This window comes from Pseudomonas sp. 05L36, assembly GCF_056398125.1.
The window spans coordinates 340,792-356,877 of the sequence record NZ_JBFTOU010000002.1 but is presented as its reverse complement, the minus strand read 5'-3'; the positions used below and the strand labels follow the sequence as shown (position 1 = coordinate 356,877).

At 59.2% G+C, this 16,086-nt stretch carries 15 protein-coding genes and 1 pseudogene; 13 read left to right on the top strand and 3 right to left on the bottom strand.

Annotated features, from left to right (window positions below; translation table 11 throughout):
• Positions 1–118 precede the first annotated feature (118 nt).
• Complete coding sequence (locus AC1DKH_RS03445; protein WP_008015415.1) at positions 119–583, top strand: Lrp/AsnC family transcriptional regulator; 465 nt, start codon at positions 119–121, stop codon at positions 581–583.
• Positions 584–681: 98 nt separating this feature from the next.
• Here the strand turns inward: AC1DKH_RS03445 and AC1DKH_RS03440 are convergent, their stop codons facing one another.
• Positions 682–2,049 (bottom strand): CYTH domain-containing protein, encoded by a 1,368-nt coding sequence (locus AC1DKH_RS03440; protein WP_477797420.1) that lies wholly within the window; start codon positions 2,047–2,049, stop codon positions 682–684.
• Positions 2,050–2,206: 157 nt separating this feature from the next.
• Between AC1DKH_RS03440 and argE the strand changes: the two genes are divergently transcribed.
• Together argE and argA are read left to right on the top strand one after the other, a co-directional pair.
• A complete protein-coding gene (argE, locus tag AC1DKH_RS03435; RefSeq protein WP_477797419.1) occupies positions 2,207–3,373 on the top strand; it encodes an acetylornithine deacetylase in 1,167 nt (388 codons plus the stop codon).
• Positions 3,374–3,636: 263 nt separating this feature from the next.
• Positions 3,637–4,935, top strand: a complete 1,299-nt coding sequence (gene argA, locus AC1DKH_RS03430; RefSeq protein WP_223456551.1) for an amino-acid N-acetyltransferase — start codon at positions 3,637–3,639, stop codon at positions 4,933–4,935.
• A gap of 50 nt (positions 4,936–4,985) precedes the next feature.
• Here the strand turns inward: argA and tauA are convergent.
• Positions 4,986–5,120, bottom strand: a pseudogene (gene tauA / locus AC1DKH_RS03425) (taurine ABC transporter substrate-binding protein); the annotation flags it as partial.
• Between the two features lie 433 nt (positions 5,121–5,553).
• Here tauA and AC1DKH_RS03420 point away from each other — a divergent pair.
• The 10 genes from AC1DKH_RS03420 to AC1DKH_RS03375 all read left to right on the top strand — a co-directional run bounded on the left by AC1DKH_RS03420 (position 5,554) and on the right by AC1DKH_RS03375 (position 15,275).
• Positions 5,554–6,894: an OprD family outer membrane porin gene (locus AC1DKH_RS03420; protein ID WP_477797418.1), complete on the top strand. Its 1,341-nt coding sequence runs from the start codon at positions 5,554–5,556 to the stop codon at positions 6,892–6,894.
• A gap of 411 nt (positions 6,895–7,305) precedes the next feature.
• A complete protein-coding gene (locus AC1DKH_RS03415) occupies positions 7,306–8,649 on the top strand; it encodes an OprD family porin (protein WP_477797417.1) in 1,344 nt (447 codons plus the stop codon).
• A 292-nt stretch (positions 8,650–8,941) separates the two neighbouring features.
• Positions 8,942–9,580 carry a peroxiredoxin gene (locus tag AC1DKH_RS03410; RefSeq protein WP_477797416.1) on the top strand — a complete coding sequence of 213 codons (639 nt, stop codon included), beginning with the start codon at positions 8,942–8,944 and terminating at the stop codon, positions 9,578–9,580.
• Positions 9,581–9,863: 283 nt separating this feature from the next.
• Positions 9,864–10,457, top strand: coding sequence for an NADPH-dependent FMN reductase (gene ssuE / locus AC1DKH_RS03405; RefSeq protein ID WP_007993145.1), 594 nt, complete (start codon positions 9,864–9,866; stop codon positions 10,455–10,457).
• A 90-nt stretch (positions 10,458–10,547) separates the two neighbouring features.
• Positions 10,548–11,513, top strand: a complete 966-nt coding sequence (locus tag AC1DKH_RS03400) for a sulfonate ABC transporter substrate-binding protein (RefSeq protein ID WP_477797415.1) — start codon at positions 10,548–10,550, stop codon at positions 11,511–11,513.
• A 25-nt stretch (positions 11,514–11,538) separates the two neighbouring features.
• Positions 11,539–12,687, top strand: coding sequence for an FMNH2-dependent alkanesulfonate monooxygenase (gene ssuD, locus AC1DKH_RS03395; RefSeq protein ID WP_477753075.1), 1,149 nt, complete (start codon positions 11,539–11,541; stop codon positions 12,685–12,687).
• Positions 12,688–12,696: 9 nt separating this feature from the next.
• Positions 12,697–13,479, top strand: coding sequence for an aliphatic sulfonate ABC transporter permease SsuC (gene ssuC / locus AC1DKH_RS03390; protein WP_477753074.1), 783 nt, complete (start codon positions 12,697–12,699; stop codon positions 13,477–13,479).
• Positions 13,476–14,282, top strand: a complete 807-nt coding sequence (ssuB, locus tag AC1DKH_RS03385) for an aliphatic sulfonates ABC transporter ATP-binding protein (RefSeq protein ID WP_477797414.1) — start codon at positions 13,476–13,478, stop codon at positions 14,280–14,282. The genes ssuC and ssuB overlap by 4 nt, the downstream gene beginning before the upstream one ends.
• Before the next feature lie 33 nt (positions 14,283–14,315).
• The gene (locus AC1DKH_RS03380; protein WP_007967989.1) at positions 14,316–14,531 is read left to right on the top strand and encodes a TOBE domain-containing protein; all 216 of its coding nucleotides are present in this window, start codon (positions 14,316–14,318) and stop codon (positions 14,529–14,531) included.
• A 126-nt stretch (positions 14,532–14,657) separates the two neighbouring features.
• Positions 14,658–15,275, top strand: coding sequence for an LbetaH domain-containing protein (locus tag AC1DKH_RS03375; RefSeq protein WP_477797413.1), 618 nt, complete (start codon positions 14,658–14,660; stop codon positions 15,273–15,275).
• A 4-nt stretch (positions 15,276–15,279) separates the two neighbouring features.
• On the opposite strand, the gene AC1DKH_RS03370 is transcribed toward AC1DKH_RS03375, so the two are convergent.
• Entirely contained in the window at positions 15,280–15,918 is a 639-nt protein-coding gene (locus AC1DKH_RS03370; protein ID WP_477797412.1) for a TetR/AcrR family transcriptional regulator, read from the bottom strand.
• Positions 15,919–16,086 lie beyond the last annotated feature (168 nt).

The following is a 16,086-nucleotide window of genomic DNA, read 5'->3' as shown; positions in this document are numbered from 1 at the left end:
TCCAAAATCATTGGAGAAATGTTTACATCCTGTGCCGGGTATTTCTTCTCTATGATTGGCTGTATTGCAGAAATGAAGAATCAATCAATTCACTTGTTATTCGGTTAAGGGTTTTTTTATGCAAAGCGAACTGGATAGCTACGACCGCAAGATCCTCGCCTTGCTGCAAGAGGATGCTTCGCTTTCCAGCGCACAGATCGCCGAGCAGGTGGGTCTCTCGCAATCGCCGTGCTGGCGGCGGATTCAGCGGATGAAGGAGGAGGGCATCATTCGCGGCCAGGTGACCTTGCTCGACCGCAAGAAAATCGGCCTGAACACGCAGATCTTCGCGGAGGTGAAACTCAATGCCCACGGGCGTTCGAATTTCACCGAATTCACCGAGGCGATTCGCGGCTTTCCGGAGGTGCTGGAGTGTTACGTGCTGATGGGGGCGGTGGATTTCCTGCTGCGGATTGTCACGGCGGACATCGAGGCGTATGAGCGCTTCTTCTTCGAGAAGCTGTCGATGGTGCCGGGGATTCAGGAGGTCAATTCGATCGTGGCGTTGTCGGAGATCAAGTCGACCACCAGTTTGCCGGTCTGAAGTTTTGTGGTGGCTGTTCAGGCCTCATCGCGAGCAAGCTCGCTCCCACAGGGTTTCGGTGATGCCCTGTAGGAGCTGGCTTGCCAGCGAAGGCGGATTTACAGACGCAGCAGCATTTTCCACGCACGGTTCTGATACACCGCAATCGCCTGTTGCTTGCGCGCATCCAGGACTTCGTCGGTGATCGATTCGTTGGCCAGTTGCGCCAGTTTGTTCAGCTCACCGTACAGGCGATCCATTTCCGGGATCTCCAGTACGTTGCGCGCATGGTGCAGCCAGACCTGGATGCGTTCAATGCGCGGCAGTTGCTCGGCCAGATCTTCCGGTTGTTGCTGGTAGCGCTGCAATTGCAGCGAGTTGGCTTCTTCGCCCAGCAGGCGCGGCAACCAGCTGCCCAGTTGCGCAGCGCCCTGGCGATTGCCACGGGTGTTGCGGTCGGCGGCCCAGGTACGGGCCAGCAACCAGCGCGAGGTGGTCAGGGAGAACAGGCCCCAGCGCGGGTCTTCGAGCTCTTCGAGGAACTGCTCGGGCGCCGCTTTGCGCACGTCTTCATCTTCCAGGCCGGCCTGGACCAGCGGGCGCCAGTCTTCCAGCAAGGCATCGAGGGCGATACGCAGGTCGTGGGTCGACTGACGTGGTGCGGCCTGGCCCAGGCTGCTGATCAGCGCGCGCATTTCCGCGAGGCATTCGACCCAGTCCTGCAACAGGCGCCAGTGACCGTTGAAGCGATACTGCTCGGCCAGACGCTGGCTGCTGCCCAGCAAATGCCAGCTCAGCGCGGCGAACGCGTCGTCCAGCGGCGTTTCGGCGGTGATCTGCGGCGCCGGCAGGCTCAACGAATAGCTGTGGGCGTCGTACAGGCGATAACCGCGCTCGGCCTTGCTGATGTCGCATGGCATCAGGGCCAGTTTCTCGGCCAGTTCGGCGGCCAGTTCCAGCAGGGCTGCCGGCTCGCCTTCGCGCAGTTCCAGTTCCAGTTCGCAGATTTCTTCTTTCTGCTTGCCAACCACGACATGGCCCAGGTCCAGCGCGGCTTCGATGACCACTTTGGTCTTGCCGCGGCCCCAGGCGATTTCCGCGCGTTCGCGGACGAAGTCGGTGGTGAAGATCGGCTTCAGGGTTTTCTTGTCCAGTTCGGCCAGTTCCTCGGGCCAGCATTCGCCGTCGAGTTTCTTCAGGTCGAGCTTGGCTTTGGGCAGGTTCCAGTCGTACTCGTTACGTACCGACAAACCGGCGACGCTCTGGCCGCGGGTCTTGAGGGTCTGAATCACTTCTTCGCCATCCTTGCGCAGGCGCAGTGCGACTTTGGCCTGGGCCAGGTCGCGCTCTGGGGTGTCGAAGTACTGGTTCATCAACTCACGGCGTTCCCAGCCACTTTTGTTGCGTTTTTTCAGTAACGGGTGCTCACGCAGGGCGGCGAGGGTTTCGCGGCTGACGCGGAGTTTGATTTCGGTTTCTTTCTGCATGGCCGGAAAATCCAGGATCGGGAGCGCAGCCGGGGGAATGTGTGGCTGCCAAGGTCGTGCAGTGTACAGGACTCAAGGTTAGTCCGCGTCGCGACGGTTTATTCCTGCCATCGGTTGGTTCTATGATGGACTTCAATTCGGGTGCCGGGAGTCAGCGATGCCATTGCCGTCGATGAAAGAACAATTCGCTGCGTTGATCGCTGCACCGTCCGTCAGTTGTACCCAACCCAGCCTCGATCAAACCAACCGCCCGGTCATCGATCTGCTGGCGACGTGGCTCGGTGAGCTGGGTTTTACCTGCGAGATCCAGCAGGTCAGCCCCGGCAAGTTCAACTTGCTGGCCAGTTTCGGTTCCGGCCCCGGCGGTCTGGTGCTGGCCGGGCACAGCGACACCGTGCCGTTCGACGGTGCGCTGTGGCAAACCGACCCGCTGAAGCTGACTGAAGTCGACGGTCGCTGGGTCGGCCTGGGCAGTTGCGACATGAAGGGTTTTTTCGCCCTGGCCATCGAGGCGGTCAAGCCGCTGCTCGATCAGCCGTTCAAACAGCCGTTGCTGATTCTCGCCACCTGCGATGAAGAAAGCTCGATGTCCGGCGCCCGCGCGCTGGCCGAAGCGGGGCGACCGCTGGGGCGGGCGGCGGTGATTGGCGAGCCGACCGGGCTCAAGCCGATCCGCATGCACAAAGGCATCATGATGGAGCGCATCGACATCCTCGGTCAGAGCGGTCATTCCTCCGACCCGCGCCTGGGCCACAGCGCCCTGGAGGCCATGCACGATGCCATCGGTGAACTGCGTGGCCTGCGCCTGTTGTGGCAGCGCGAATTTCGCAATCCACAGTTTGGCGTGCCGACGCCAACGATGAATTTCGGCTGCATCCATGGTGGCGACAACCCCAACCGCATTTGCGGCCAGTGCTCGCTGGAATTCGATTTGCGGCCGTTGCCCGGCATGGACCCCAAGGTCCTGCGCGCCGAGATCCTGCAAAAGCTCAAGCCGGTTGCCGAGCGGCATCAGGTCAAGATCGATTACGCGCCGCTGTTCCCCGAAGTGCCGCCATTCGAGCAGGCCGAGGATGCAGAGTTGGTGCGCCTTGCTGAAAAGCTCACCGGTCACAGCGCCGAAGCAGTGGCGTTCGGCACCGAAGCACCTTATCTTCAGCGCCTTGGCTGTGAAACGCTGGTGCTTGGTCCAGGTGATATTGCCTGCGCCCATCAGCCGGGGGAATACCTCGAAATGTCACGTTTGCAGCCTACGGTGCATCTATTAAGACAACTGATCGAACACTATTGCCTGACACCGGCCCAAACTGCGGAAGACCTGTAGGAGCGAGCTTGCTCGCGATGGACTTCAACGATTACGCGATCTTTCTGAATGGACGCGTCGTCCTTGCGTTCATCGCGAGCAAGCTCGCTCCTACACAGGGTCTGTGATTTGCCTGACAAGCCGTATAAATTGCCGGTACCCAAACCCGTATTCATGAGGAGAGCGCGCGTGTCGCCAAGCCTGTTCCGACGATAACCATCAGCCCGCTGTGCGTTTTCAGTTTCGCCCTTTTTTCGGCTGCTATTTATTACAGGCCCAGGTTCATGCCCGAATACGTCAATTGGCTTCGTCACGCTTCGCCTTACATCAACGCCCACCGCGATTGCACCTTTGTCGTCATGCTGCCCGGCGACGGCGTTGAACACCCGAACTTCGGCAATATCGTCCACGACCTGGTGCTGTTGCACAGCCTGGGTGTGCGTCTGGTGCTGGTTCACGGTTCCCGGCCGCAAATCGAAGCGCGCCTGGCGGCCCGTGGCCTGACCCCGCATTACCACCACGGCATGCGCATCACCGATGCCGCGACCCTGGAGTGCGTGATCGACGCGGTCGGCCAGTTGCGCATTGCCATTGAGGCTCGCCTGTCGATGGACATGGCTTCGTCACCGATGCAGGGCTCACGCCTGCGGGTGGCCAGCGGCAACCTGGTGACGGCACGCCCGATCGGCGTGCTCGAAGGCGTCGACTATCACCACACCGGCGAAGTGCGCCGGGTCGACCGCAAGGGCATCAACCGTCTGCTGGACGAGCGCTCCATCGTGTTGCTGTCGCCGCTGGGCTATTCGCCGACCGGGGAGATTTTCAACCTCGCTTGCGAAGACGTCGCCACGCGCGCGGCCATCGATCTGGGCGCGGACAAGCTGCTGCTGTTCGGCGCTGACCTGGGCCTGATCGACGAACACGGGCGCCTGGTGCGCGAACTGCGTCCACAGCAAGTGCCAGCGCATCTGCAACGGCTGGGCAGCAACTATCAGGCAGAATTGCTCGATGCCGCGGCCGAAGCTTGCCGTGGCGGCGTGGCTCGTAGCCATATCGTCAGTTACGCTGAAGACGGTGCACTTTTGACTGAGCTGTTCACCCGCGACGGTGGCGGCACCCTGGTCGCCCAGGAACAGTTCGAAGTGGTGCGCGAAGCGGCCATTGAAGACGTCGGTGGTTTGCTGGACTTGATCAGTCCGCTGGAAGAGCAGGGCATCCTGGTACGCCGTTCCCGTGAGGTGCTGGAGCGCGAAATCGAGCAGTTCAGTGTGGTTGAACGCGAAGGAATGATCATCGCCTGTGCGGCGCTGTACCAAATCGCCGATTCGGACGCGGGCGAGCTGGCGTGCCTGGCGGTGAATCCGGAGTACCGCCATGGCGGTCGCGGCGATGAGCTGCTGGAACGCATTGAAAACCGCGCGCGGGCTCAGGGGTTGAAAACCTTGTTCGTCCTCACCACGCGCACCGCGCACTGGTTCCGCGAACGTGGCTTTGAACCCAGCAGCGTCGACCGGCTACCGTCGGCGCGGGCGTCGCTGTACAACTATCAGCGTAATTCGAAGATCTTCGAAAAAGCCCTTTGATGTTTTAGCTGTGAGTTTCTTTGTGGCGATGCGGCGTTCCGACAAACCCCCTCGCCAATCGCCTTGGCCGGGTCGCTATCCAGCAGCGCAGCGCTCTGTTGCGCCCTGGCATCCGGAAAAGCGGAACCGGCCACGACCTCCGGATGTTTTTCGGCGTAATCCTTGCGCGTCACCCAGACCTCAAAGTGAAAGAAAATGCGAACGATACACAAACTGTAACAATTGGTCCGGATAGTGCGCGTTTGGACGTCATGGGACCGCCTTTCGGTATAAGATTTGTTTCCAAATTGCGTCAGAAACTAATCGATCTAAAAAATCAAAAATAAATACCGATTAGGAATTGGCTTATGTGCCAAACCTTCTATTCTGGGATGGTTGGGGAGTGGGGAGCTAAATTCCTAAACGGTATTGGAAAAGAATCGGGTAATTCTTTTCAGGTTCATGACGAATTCATGACCCTGCAGGGACCAAAAAACCGGGGGATTAGACTATGGTCGTAGACACACATGGTTACGATTGACTTGTGGGTCACGGTCTGGCGCTAATCGCACATCTTAGGATTTCGGGCGTCGACTCGAGACCAGGAATACAAGAATTAGAATCGAGAGGAGCTACACAATGAACAAGTCCACCTTGGCTCTGGCCGTGGCCGTAGGGGTTTTGGCGCAGCAGGCAGGCGCCGCCGGTTTCCTGGAAGACAGCAAGGCTTCCATCAGCTCTCGCACCATGTATTACGACGCCGATATGCGTGAAGGTGCGAGCACTCCTGCCAACCGTCAGCGCGAAACCGCTGAGGGTCTGAAGTTCGATTACCTGTCCGGTTTCACCCAAGGTACCGTAGGTTTTGGTATCGACGCCCAGGCTCTGGTGGGTATCCACCTGGATGGTGGCAAGGGGCATCACCCGACCGGTAACAGCAACTCATTCTTCCCTAGCGATGGCAATGAGGCGGCCAACGAGTGGAGCCGTCTGGATGGCAACGTCAAGGCTCGCTTCTCGAAGACCGAAGCCCACCTGGGTGGCGCTCTGGCACCTAACCTGCCGATCCTGATCGCGAACGACAGCCGTGTGCTGCCGCAGACCTTTGAAGGTGGCACCATCACCTCCAAAGAAATCGACAATGTGACCTTCAACTTGGGTCAACTGGAGCACGCGTCGGGTCGCGCCTCCTCGAACTCCACTGGCCTGTCTGTGGCTGGCGCTACTCAGGACAGCAACAAATTCCAATACGCCGGTGCTGACTGGAAGGTCACCAAAGACCTCTTGCTGCAGTACTACTATGCGAACCTGGAAGACTTCTACAAGCAGAACTTCCTCGGCCTGGTGCACGTCTACCCGATCGCGGCCAATCAGTCGTTCAAGACCGATATCCGTTATTTCGACAGCAGCTCCGACGGCAAGAACGGCGATCCGGGTTTCCGTTTCAACAACAACAACGGTTTCGCCAAGACCCCGGGTGAGGTCGATAACAAGACCTGGAGCGCCATGTTCACCTATACCCTGGGTGGCAACGCGTTCCTGCTCGGGCATCAGCGTGTCAGCGATGACGGCGGCTTCGTTTTCTTGAACCAAGGCAGTCTTATTGATAGCAACGGTCGTCAAGAAGGTGCCGGCGGCGCGAGCTTCTACTCGTTTACCGACGCCACGGTTGGCAGCTTTATCCGTGCCGGTGAAAACACCACGTTCGGTCAGTACTCCTATGACTTCGCCTCCCTGGGTGTACCAGGCTTGAAAGCTTCGATTGCTTACTTGAATGGCCAGGACATCAAGGCTACCAGCGGTGTTGGTAAAGACCTGAGTGAACACGAGACCGACGCGCGTATTGATTACGTGATTCAAACGGGCGCACTGAAAGGGTTTGGTACGACGCTGCGTCACGGTACCTACCGTGGCAACACCAGCACCCTCGATCAAGACCAGACCCGTCTGATCTTCAACTACACCTACAGCTTCATGTAATAGCCGTAAGAAAAGAGCCCCGTCGATTGGCGGGGTTTTTTTTGCGTCGAATTTTATATTCCGTAAACAAAGGTTCTATTTCTTTTTTATTCTTTTTAGTTTTTTAATCCGCACCTTAAAGTGCACCTGTCCGACACTCATCCATGAGCTCGGATTTGGCATTTTCCTCCCTCGACAATTGATCAGTTACAGGAATTGGCCTCACTGCCGATACCTCGGATCTGTTGTGGGAAGTCATATTCCAAAACGGAATTAAAAAACGCTAAAAAATTCTTTTGGCTTTAAGGCCATGTATCCTGCGGCCCGCCAAACGACCGGCCTAGACGGTTTGCCGCGAATTTATGCATTCAGGATCCCGGGCAATCGATTCGGGACCAGGAACATCAGAACTAGAAACGAGAGGAGCGAAACATGAACAAGTCCACCTTGGCCATGGCTGTGGCCGTCGGGGTATTGGCCCAGCAGGCAAACGCCGCGGGTTTTATCGAAGACAGCAAGGCAACACTGGGGCTGCGTAACTTCTACATCAACACCGATTACCGTGACGGCACTGGCCCGAACAAAAACGAAGAGTGGGGCCAAGGCTTCGACCTGCGTTTCATCTCCGGTTACACCCAAGGCACCGTCGGCTTCGGTATCGATGCGATCGGCCTGTTGGGCGTCAAGCTGGATTCGGGCGGCGGTACCAACGGCGCCACGGCGACCTCTTACGGCGGCACGGTTTTCCCGAGCAAAGCCAACGGCGAGGCAGTTGATGATTTCTCCAGCCTGGGCCTGACCGCCAAAGCCAAGGTTTCCCAGACCGAACTGAAGTTGGGCACCCTGCAGCCAAAACTGCCGGTGATCGTGACCAACGACGGCCGCCTGCTGCCGCAAACCTGGCAGGGTGGCCAGATCACATCCGGCGACATCAAGGATCTGACCCTGGTCGGTGGCCAGATCGAAGCGGTCAAAGGCCGTAACTCCAGCAACAATGAGCAGATGTCGATTTCGGGCGCGAACACTCGCGGCCCCAAATTCCGCGACAGCAACAAGTTCATCTATGCCGGTGGCGACTACAAGATCACCAAGGACCTGACGGCCCAGTACTACTATGGCAACCTGGAAGAGTTCTACAAGCAACACTTCCTGGGTCTGGTGCATAACTGGGCCATCGGCCCTGGCGTGTTGAAGTCGGACTTCCGTTATTTCAACAGCTCCGACGACGGTGCCAACGGTCACGACCCTCTGTTCTTCACCACTGGCAATTACAGCGGTGCAGCCAACGGTAAAGGCAAGGTCGACAACAACCTGTACAGCGGCCTGTTCCTGTACTCCGTTGCCGGTCACACCTTCGGCGCCGGTTACCAGGTCAGCAACGGCGACAGCGACTTCCCTTGGCTGAACCAGGGCGACGGATCGTCGGCCTACATCATCACCGACTCGCAAATCCAGAAGTTCGGCCGTGCCGGCGAGAAAACCTGGCAGGCACGCTACGCGTATGACTTCGCCAAGGTCGGCGTACCTGGCCTGACGGCGGGCCTGGTGTACCTGCATGGCGACAATATCGATACCGTTAACGCCAAGGGTGGCGAGGCGGCCAATGGTGCCTCCGAGTGGGAGCGCGATCTGAGCGTGGCTTACGTCGTTCAGGAAGGTCCGCTGAAGAACCTGGGCCTGGCGTGGAAAAACGCTACCTGGCGCACCGACCTGCCGAACACCCGTTCGCAGGACGAAAACCGTGTGATCCTCAGCTACTCGATCCCGCTGTTGTAATAGCGCTCGCGTAATCGAGACAAAAAAAGCCCCGCCCGGTATTACACCGGGCGGGGCTTTTACATTTTCAAGACGGGTTCACCCCCGTAATCCCGCCTTGAACTTCCCTCTTTGCAGCAACTCAAGGCCTTCTCGAACCTCGTGGCCGATGTTCGGCGGCTTGTGCGTGCACGTCCAGTGAACAGATCTTTAATATTTCTTTATGATCTAAATAAATCGATATTTATTCTTTTTAATAGATAAAAAACACAGGCACAGTTGAACCCATCTAGCACTCACAAGGAGCAGCACCATGGGCCTCAGACTTGGCGATATCGCCCCCGATTTCGAACAGAACTCCAGCGCCGGCATCATCCGTTTCCATCAGTGGCTGGGCGATAGCTGGGGCGTGCTGTTTTCCCATCCGGCGGATTTCACGCCAGTGTGCACCACCGAGCTGGGCTTCACCGCCAGGCTCAAGGATGAATTCGCCCAGCGTGGCGTCAAGGCCATCGCCTTGTCGGTGGATCCGGTGGAGTCGCACCACAAGTGGATCGAGGACATCAACGAAACCCAGGATACCGTGGTCAACTTTCCGATCCTGGATGACGCCGACCGCAAGGTCTCGGATCTCTATGACCTGATCCACCCCAACGCCAACGACACCCTGACCGTGCGCTCGCTGTTTGTGATCGACCCGAACAAAAAGGTCCGGCTGACGATTACCTACCCGGCGAGCACCGGCCGCAACTTCAACGAAATCCTGCGGGTGATCGACTCGCTGCAACTCACCGACAACTACAAGGTGGCCACACCGGCCAACTGGCAGGACGGTGATGAGGTGGTGATCGTGCCGTCGCTCAAGGATGAGGATGAAATCAAACAGCGCTTTCCCAAGGGCTATCGGGCGGTCAAGCCATACTTGCGCCTGACGCCGCAGCCGAACCGTTGAAGGTCAGAAGATCGCAGCCTGCGGCAGCTCCTACGTGCATACGCCGATCCCTGTAGGAGCTGCCGCAGGCTGCGATCTTTTCAAGGCACCCACAAAGCAGGGGATTTCAGGCCGTTCCGACGGCCTGTTTTTTTGTCTGGAAGAAACAGAATCACATATCTCTTTAATGCATAACCAAATGAATAAATATGATTTATAGATATATAAATCAGCTGTTAAGGTCACTCCATCGAAGCGAGATCGCAAGCCGCGAATCGCCAACACCGTGCAAGGAATCGTCTGAATGTTGGTCGTCTCACTCGGTGGCAGTCCCAGTCAGCGCTCTCGTTCCGGGGTGCTGCTGGATCGCTCCCAGCGTTGGTTACAAGGGCAGGGCGTGGAAGTGGTGAGTTACCAGGTACGGGACTTCCCGGCCGAGGACTTGCTGCACGCACGCTTCGACAGCCCCAAGGTGATCGACTTGCTGCAACAGATTGAAAACGCCGATGGCCTGCTGATCGCCACACCGGTTTACAAGGCATCGTTTTCCGGAGCACTGAAAGTCGTGCTGGATCTGCTGCCCGAACGCGCCTTGAGCCACAAGGTGGTTCTGCCGATGGCCACTGGCGGCAGCATCGCCCATATGCTGGCGGTGGATTACGCGCTCAAGCCGGTGCTGTCGGCATTGAAGGCCCAGGAAATGCTGCAAGGGATTTTCGCCGTCGACAGCCAGATCGCCTACGGCGAAGGCAGCGCCCTGGCGCAGTTGGCGCCGGAGCTGGAACAACGACTGAATGAATCGCTGGAGCTGTTTTTCAGCGCCATGGCGCGACGGCCCAAGCCGCTTGATCCGAACCTGTTGAATGATCGTTTGTTGAGTGCTCGCTGGAGCATTTGAGTCTCACCGAAAAATTGAAGTACTGGCCTTACTCGCCCGCCAACGGGCAAGCAGGTGCAGCCAAAACCCAACTGCAAAAAGGAGAGCGCCATGCGCCCTGTCATTTTGCGTCGTGGTCTGGTCGCTCTGTTTGCTGCGGCTGTCACCTTCGGCGCCATTACTCAAGCTCAGGCCGAGACCTTACGAATCGGCTATCAAAAGTACGGCACCCTGGTGCTACTCAAAGCCAAAGGCACCCTGGAAAAGCGTCTCGCCGCCCAAGGCGTGGACGTGCAATGGACTGAATTCCCCGGTGGCCCGCAACTGCTTGAAGGCCTGAACGTCGGCTCCATCGACTTCGGTGTTACCGGTGAGACTCCGCCCGTGTTCGCTCAAGCGGCCGGCGCCGATTTGCTCTATGTCGCCTATGAGCCGCCAGCGCCGCACAGCGAAGCGATCCTGGTGCCGAAGGACTCGGCGATCAAATCGGTGGCGGAGCTCAAGGGCAAGAAAGTCGTGCTCAACAAGGGCTCCAATGTGCACTACCTGCTGGTGCGTGCACTGGAAGACGCCGGCCTCAAATACACCGACATCCAGACCGTATTCCTGCCACCGGCCGATGCCCGCGCGGCGTTCGAGCGTGGCAGCGTCGACGCCTGGGTGATCTGGGACCCGTACCAGGCTGCCGCCGAACAACAGCTGCAAGCGCGCACCCTGCGCGATGGCCAGGGCATCGTCGACAACCATCAGTTCTACCTGGCGACCAAGCCTTATGCGCAGAAAAATCCCGAGGTAATCAAGACCCTGGTGGAAGAAGTGCGCGCGGTTGGCGAGTGGTCCAAGGCTAACCCGCAAGAGGTGACCCAACAGGTTTCACCGCTGCTCGGCCTGCCTGCCGACATCACCCTGACCTCGGTGAAACGCCAGGGCTATGGCGCGCTGTTCCTCACCCCGGAAGTGGTCGCCGCACAGCAGAAAATCGCCGACAGCTTCTACCAGCTCAAGCTGATTCCCAAGCAGTTGAGCATCAAAGACGTGATCTGGACGCCGCCGGCTGCCGTTGCCAAAGCCCAATAAATCGATTCCCCAAGGAGACCACTCCATGAGCCTCAATATTTTCTGGTTCCTGCCTACCCACGGCGACGGCCATTACCTTGGCACCGCTGAAGGCGCACGTGCCGTCGATCATGGTTACCTGCAACAAGTCGCACAGGCAGCGGATCGCCTGGGGTTCGGCGGGGTACTGATCCCTACCGGTCGTTCCTGCGAAGACTCGTGGCTGGTGGCGGCGTCGCTGATTCCGGTGACCCAGCGCTTGAAGTTCCTTGTCGCCCTGCGCCCCGGGATCATTTCCCCGACGGTGGCGGCGCGTCAGGCCGCGACCCTGGATCGGCTGTCTGGTGGTCGTGCGCTGTTCAACCTGGTGACGGGCGGTGATCCGGAAGAGTTGGCGGGCGACGGTCTGTTCCTCAGCCACGAAGAACGCTACCAGGCCTCGGTGGAGTTCACCCGAATATGGCGTCGGGTGCTGGAAGGCGAAACCGTCGATTACGATGGTCAGCACATCAGCGTGAAAGGCGCGAAATTGCTCTATCCACCGATCCAGCAACCGCGTCCGCCACTGTACTTCGGCGGCTCTTCGGATGCCGCGCAAGACCTGGCCGCCGAACAGGTGGAAATGGTCCTGACCTGGGGTGAGCCACCGGCCGCTGTGGCGGAAAAAATCCAACAGGTCCGCGCCAAAGCCGCCAAGCTTGGCCGCACCGTGCGCTTCGGCATTCGTTTACATGTCATCGTTCGCGAAACCAATGAAGATGCATGGAACGCCGCGGATCGGCTGATCTCCCATCTCGACGACGAGACCATCGCTCGTGCCCAGGCCTCGCTGGCGCGTTTCGATTCGGTCGGTCAGCAACGCATGGCCGCGTTGCATGGCGGCAGCCGCGACAACCTGGAAGTCAGCCCGAACCTGTGGGCCGGCGTCGGCCTGGTGCGCGGCGGTGCCGGTACGGCGCTGGTGGGCGATGGTCCAACCGTGGCCGCCCGCGTGAAGGAGTACGCGGACCTCGGCATCGATACCTTCATCTTCTCCGGTTATCCACACCTGGAAGAGTCGTACCGGGTGGCCGAACTGCTGTTCCCACACCTCGATATCGAACGTCCCGAGCTGCCGAAAAGTGCCGGCTACGTTAGCCCGTTCGGCGAGATGGTCGCCAACGACATTCTGCCCAAAGCCGCGTCCCAGAGCTGAGGCGCGGTCATGAAGAAAATCATCCACAGCCTGGCGCCCTGGGCGTTGCCGGTGTTGCTGCTGGCGGTGTGGCAGTTGAGTGTGTCGGCGGGCTGGTTGTCGACACGGATCCTGCCGGCACCGATCGCCGTGATCGAAGCCGGCGTGAACCTGGTGCGCAGCGGCGAAATCTGGACACACCTGGCCATCAGCGGCTGGCGTGCCGCGCTGGGTTTCACCATTGGCGGCGGCATCGGTTTGACCCTGGGCTTTATCACCGGCCTGTCGAAGTGGGGCGAGCGTCTGCTCGACAGTTCGGTGCAGATGATCCGCAATGTGCCGCACCTGGCGCTGATTCCGCTGGTGATTCTTTGGTTCGGTATCGACGAGTCGGCGAAGATTTTCCTGGTGGCGCTGGGCACGTTGTTCCCGATTTACCTCAATACCTATCACGGCATCCGCAACGTCGACCCGGCGCTGGTGGAGATGTCGCGCAGTTATGGCTTGTCCGGTTTCGGTCTGTTCTGGCAGGTGATTCTGCCGGGGGCGCTGCCTTCGATTCTGGTCGGCGTGCGCTTTGCCCTGGGTTTTATGTGGCTGACGTTGATCGTGGCGGAAACCATTTCCGCGAGTTCCGGCATCGGCTATCTGGCCATGAATGCCCGGGAGTTTTTGCAGACTGACGTGGTGGTGCTGGCGATTCTGTTGTACGCGGTGCTCGGCAAACTGGCCGACCTCGCGGCCCGTGGACTTGAGCGTGTGTGGCTGCGCTGGCACCCGGCGTATCAGGCTGCCAAGGGAGGTGCAGCATGATCGCGGAACAACCTCCACGCCTGCTGCGCGGGATTCCGCTGGCGGTGCGCAAGCTGCAAAAAACCTTTGGCTCGCGACAGGTGCTGCGCGAGATCGACCTGCACATTCCGGCGGGCCAGTTTGTCGCTGTAGTGGGCCGCAGTGGTTGCGGTAAAAGTACCTTGCTGCGCTTGCTCGCTGGCCTCGATCAACCCACGGGCGGTGAGTTGCTCGCCGGTGCTGCGCCCTTGAGTGAGGCACGGGAAGACACGCGGTTGATGTTCCAGGAGGCGCGTTTGCTGCCTTGGAAAAAGATCATCGACAACGTCGGTCTGGGCCTCAAGGGCAACTGGCGGCCGCAGGCGCTTGAAGCTTTGGAAGCGGTGGGCCTGGCCGATCGCGCCCACGAGTGGCCTGCAGCGCTGTCCGGTGGACAGAAGCAACGCGTGGCTTTGGCCCGTGCGTTGATTCATCAGCCGCGCCTGCTGTTGCTCGACGAACCCTTGGGTGCGCTGGATGCCCTGACACGAATTGAAATGCAGCAACTGATCGAACGGCTCTGGCAACAGCATGGCTTCACGGTGTTGCTGGTGACCCATGACGTCAGTGAAGCCGTGGCGATTGCCGATCGGGTGATCCTGATCGAAGACGGCGAAGTCGGCCTCGACTTGCACGTGGAACTGCCGCGCCCCCGGGGCCGTGGATCCCATCGGCTGGCGGTGCTGGAATCCGAAGTCCTCAATCGCGTGCTGGCGCTGCCCGGCCAGCCGCCGGAACCGGAACCTGTTTCACCCTTGCCCACGCAATTGCGCTGGGCTCAATAACTCAAGTCTTACCCAACGACAGGAATCAACATCATGACGATCAAGGCCATCAACGTTCGCAACCAGTTCAAAGGCTCCATCAAGGAAATCGTCCTCGGCGACGTGCTCTCGGAAATCGACGTGCAAACCGCGTCCGGCATCGTCACTTCGGTGATCACCACACGCTCGGTGAAAGAGCTGGAACTGGCGGTCGGCAGTGAAGTGATTGCGTTTGTGAAATCCACCGAGGTGTCGATCGCCAAGTTGTAAGCCGTATGCGTAAACAACAACCCCGGACGGTTTTAGCCCTTCGGGGTTTTTGTTGGCCTTGCTGGCGGTGGTAGAGTCCGGTGTGGATTTTTTTCGCAGCAAGGATTGGCGACAAGGAGATCAAAGATGACAGTCAGGATTTCGGATTACATTCATGGTGTGGCCCTCTCGAAGCTTGCCCGATGGGCCGACCTGACGCCTTGGGAGCTGGTGAGCAATGCCCCCGAGCGTGTGCGCGAGCTACTCAAGCAGTTGCCGGATGATGATTATCAGGTATTGGATGAAATTGCCGTCCACCGCACGGCGCAGGTCGAAGAGGGCGCCATTCTCAAGGCGCCGCTGATCATTGGCGCTGGCTGTTTTATCGCCGCCGGTGCTTATCTGCGTGGTGGTTGTTGGCTGGATGAGCATTGCATCATCGGCCCCGGCGCCGAGCTCAAGTCTTCCTTCGTGTTCGGCGGCAGCAAACTGGCGCACTTCAATTTTGTCGGTGATTCGGTATTGGGTGCCGGAGTCAATCTGGAAGCGGGCAGCATCGTTGCCAACTATCGCAACGAGCGTGCTGACAAAGCTGTGAACGTGCGGGTCGATGATGTGCTGGTGCCGACCGGTTGCGACAAGTTTGGCGCGCTGCTGGGCGACGGATCGCGGCTCGGTGCCAACGCGGTCGTCGCACCAGGCGGGTTGTTGCGACCAGGAACGGTGATTCGACGCCTGGCACTTTACGATTGCGAAGTGATTTAGTGCATCAGTCGCCGAGGGTGCGCTTGGGCAGGTAAGGCGGCAGGTACAACCCCAGGTAAGCATCAAACACCCGCATTCCTTCCTCGGCCATGCGCGGCGTGATCTGTCCGTGCTGTTGCACTGAGCGCGCATACACCCGGTCACCCAGCTCCATGGCCAGGGCAAACACATCGACATCGTCGGGAAGCTTCGGCAGCTCGAAGTGATGATCGAAGAGTTTGTGCATCAGGTCGCCCAGTTCGATGTCGTGCTGGCGGTCGGCCTGGGTGACTTCGGTCAGGCCATGCTGGGCCAGAATGAGTTGGCGGGCGGCAGCGTCCTCTGCGTAGATGTCGAGCATGCGTTGTTCCACCAGTCGCGACAGATCGCGCCAGCCGTTCAAGGCAGCATGATCGATAGGGGCTTGCAGGCAGGCGCGGAAGGCGGCGTGGACATCGGCGGTCAGGGCTTCGAGCAGGGCAGGCACGCTGGCGAAGAAGTGGTAGACCGAGGAGGGCGGAATCTCCGCGCGCTCGGCGACACTATAGATCGACAGGCTGGCCACGCCCTCGGCAGCCAGCAGCGTACGGGCCGCATCGAGTATCGAATCGATCCGGGTCTGGCTGCGTGCGCGGGGTTTGCGGGGGGTGGCTACGCGTGTCATTGGAGTCTCCTGCGGGGCAGCGGGCATTGTACGAGTCGGGTTGTGTGTTGTCTTCTCGGCCGCCTTCGCGAGCAGGCTCGCTCCCACATTGGATCTGTGCTGAACGCCAATTTTTTGCCCACAGAAGATCCCTGTGGGAGCGAGCCTGCTCGCGATCCGCCGAAGGCG

Bases quoted from the DNA above. Each gene is read 5' to 3' on its own strand.
- ssuD (WP_477753075.1), top strand. From the start codon at position 11,539: ATGAGCCTCAATATTTTCTGGTTCCTGCCTACCCACGGCGACGGCCAT.
- AC1DKH_RS03440 (WP_477797420.1), bottom strand. From the start codon at position 2,049: ATGCAGAAAGAAACCGAAATCAAACTCCGCGTCAGCCGCGAAACCCTC.
- AC1DKH_RS03400 (WP_477797415.1), top strand. From the start codon at position 10,548: ATGCGCCCTGTCATTTTGCGTCGTGGTCTGGTCGCTCTGTTTGCTGCG.
- AC1DKH_RS03415 (WP_477797417.1), top strand. From the start codon at position 7,306: ATGAACAAGTCCACCTTGGCCATGGCTGTGGCCGTCGGGGTATTGGCC.
- argE (WP_477797419.1), top strand. From the start codon at position 2,207: ATGCCATTGCCGTCGATGAAAGAACAATTCGCTGCGTTGATCGCTGCA.
- AC1DKH_RS03370 (WP_477797412.1), bottom strand. From the start codon at position 15,918: ATGACACGCGTAGCCACCCCCCGCAAACCCCGCGCACGCAGCCAGACC.
- ssuB (WP_477797414.1), top strand. From the start codon at position 13,476: ATGATCGCGGAACAACCTCCACGCCTGCTGCGCGGGATTCCGCTGGCG.
- ssuC (WP_477753074.1), top strand. From the start codon at position 12,697: ATGAAGAAAATCATCCACAGCCTGGCGCCCTGGGCGTTGCCGGTGTTG.
- AC1DKH_RS03380 (WP_007967989.1), top strand. From the start codon at position 14,316: ATGACGATCAAGGCCATCAACGTTCGCAACCAGTTCAAAGGCTCCATC.
- argA (WP_223456551.1), top strand. From the start codon at position 3,637: ATGCCCGAATACGTCAATTGGCTTCGTCACGCTTCGCCTTACATCAAC.
- ssuE (WP_007993145.1), top strand. From the start codon at position 9,864: ATGTTGGTCGTCTCACTCGGTGGCAGTCCCAGTCAGCGCTCTCGTTCC.
- AC1DKH_RS03445 (WP_008015415.1), top strand. From the start codon at position 119: ATGCAAAGCGAACTGGATAGCTACGACCGCAAGATCCTCGCCTTGCTG.
- AC1DKH_RS03420 (WP_477797418.1), top strand. From the start codon at position 5,554: ATGAACAAGTCCACCTTGGCTCTGGCCGTGGCCGTAGGGGTTTTGGCG.
- AC1DKH_RS03410 (WP_477797416.1), top strand. From the start codon at position 8,942: ATGGGCCTCAGACTTGGCGATATCGCCCCCGATTTCGAACAGAACTCC.
- AC1DKH_RS03375 (WP_477797413.1), top strand. From the start codon at position 14,658: ATGACAGTCAGGATTTCGGATTACATTCATGGTGTGGCCCTCTCGAAG.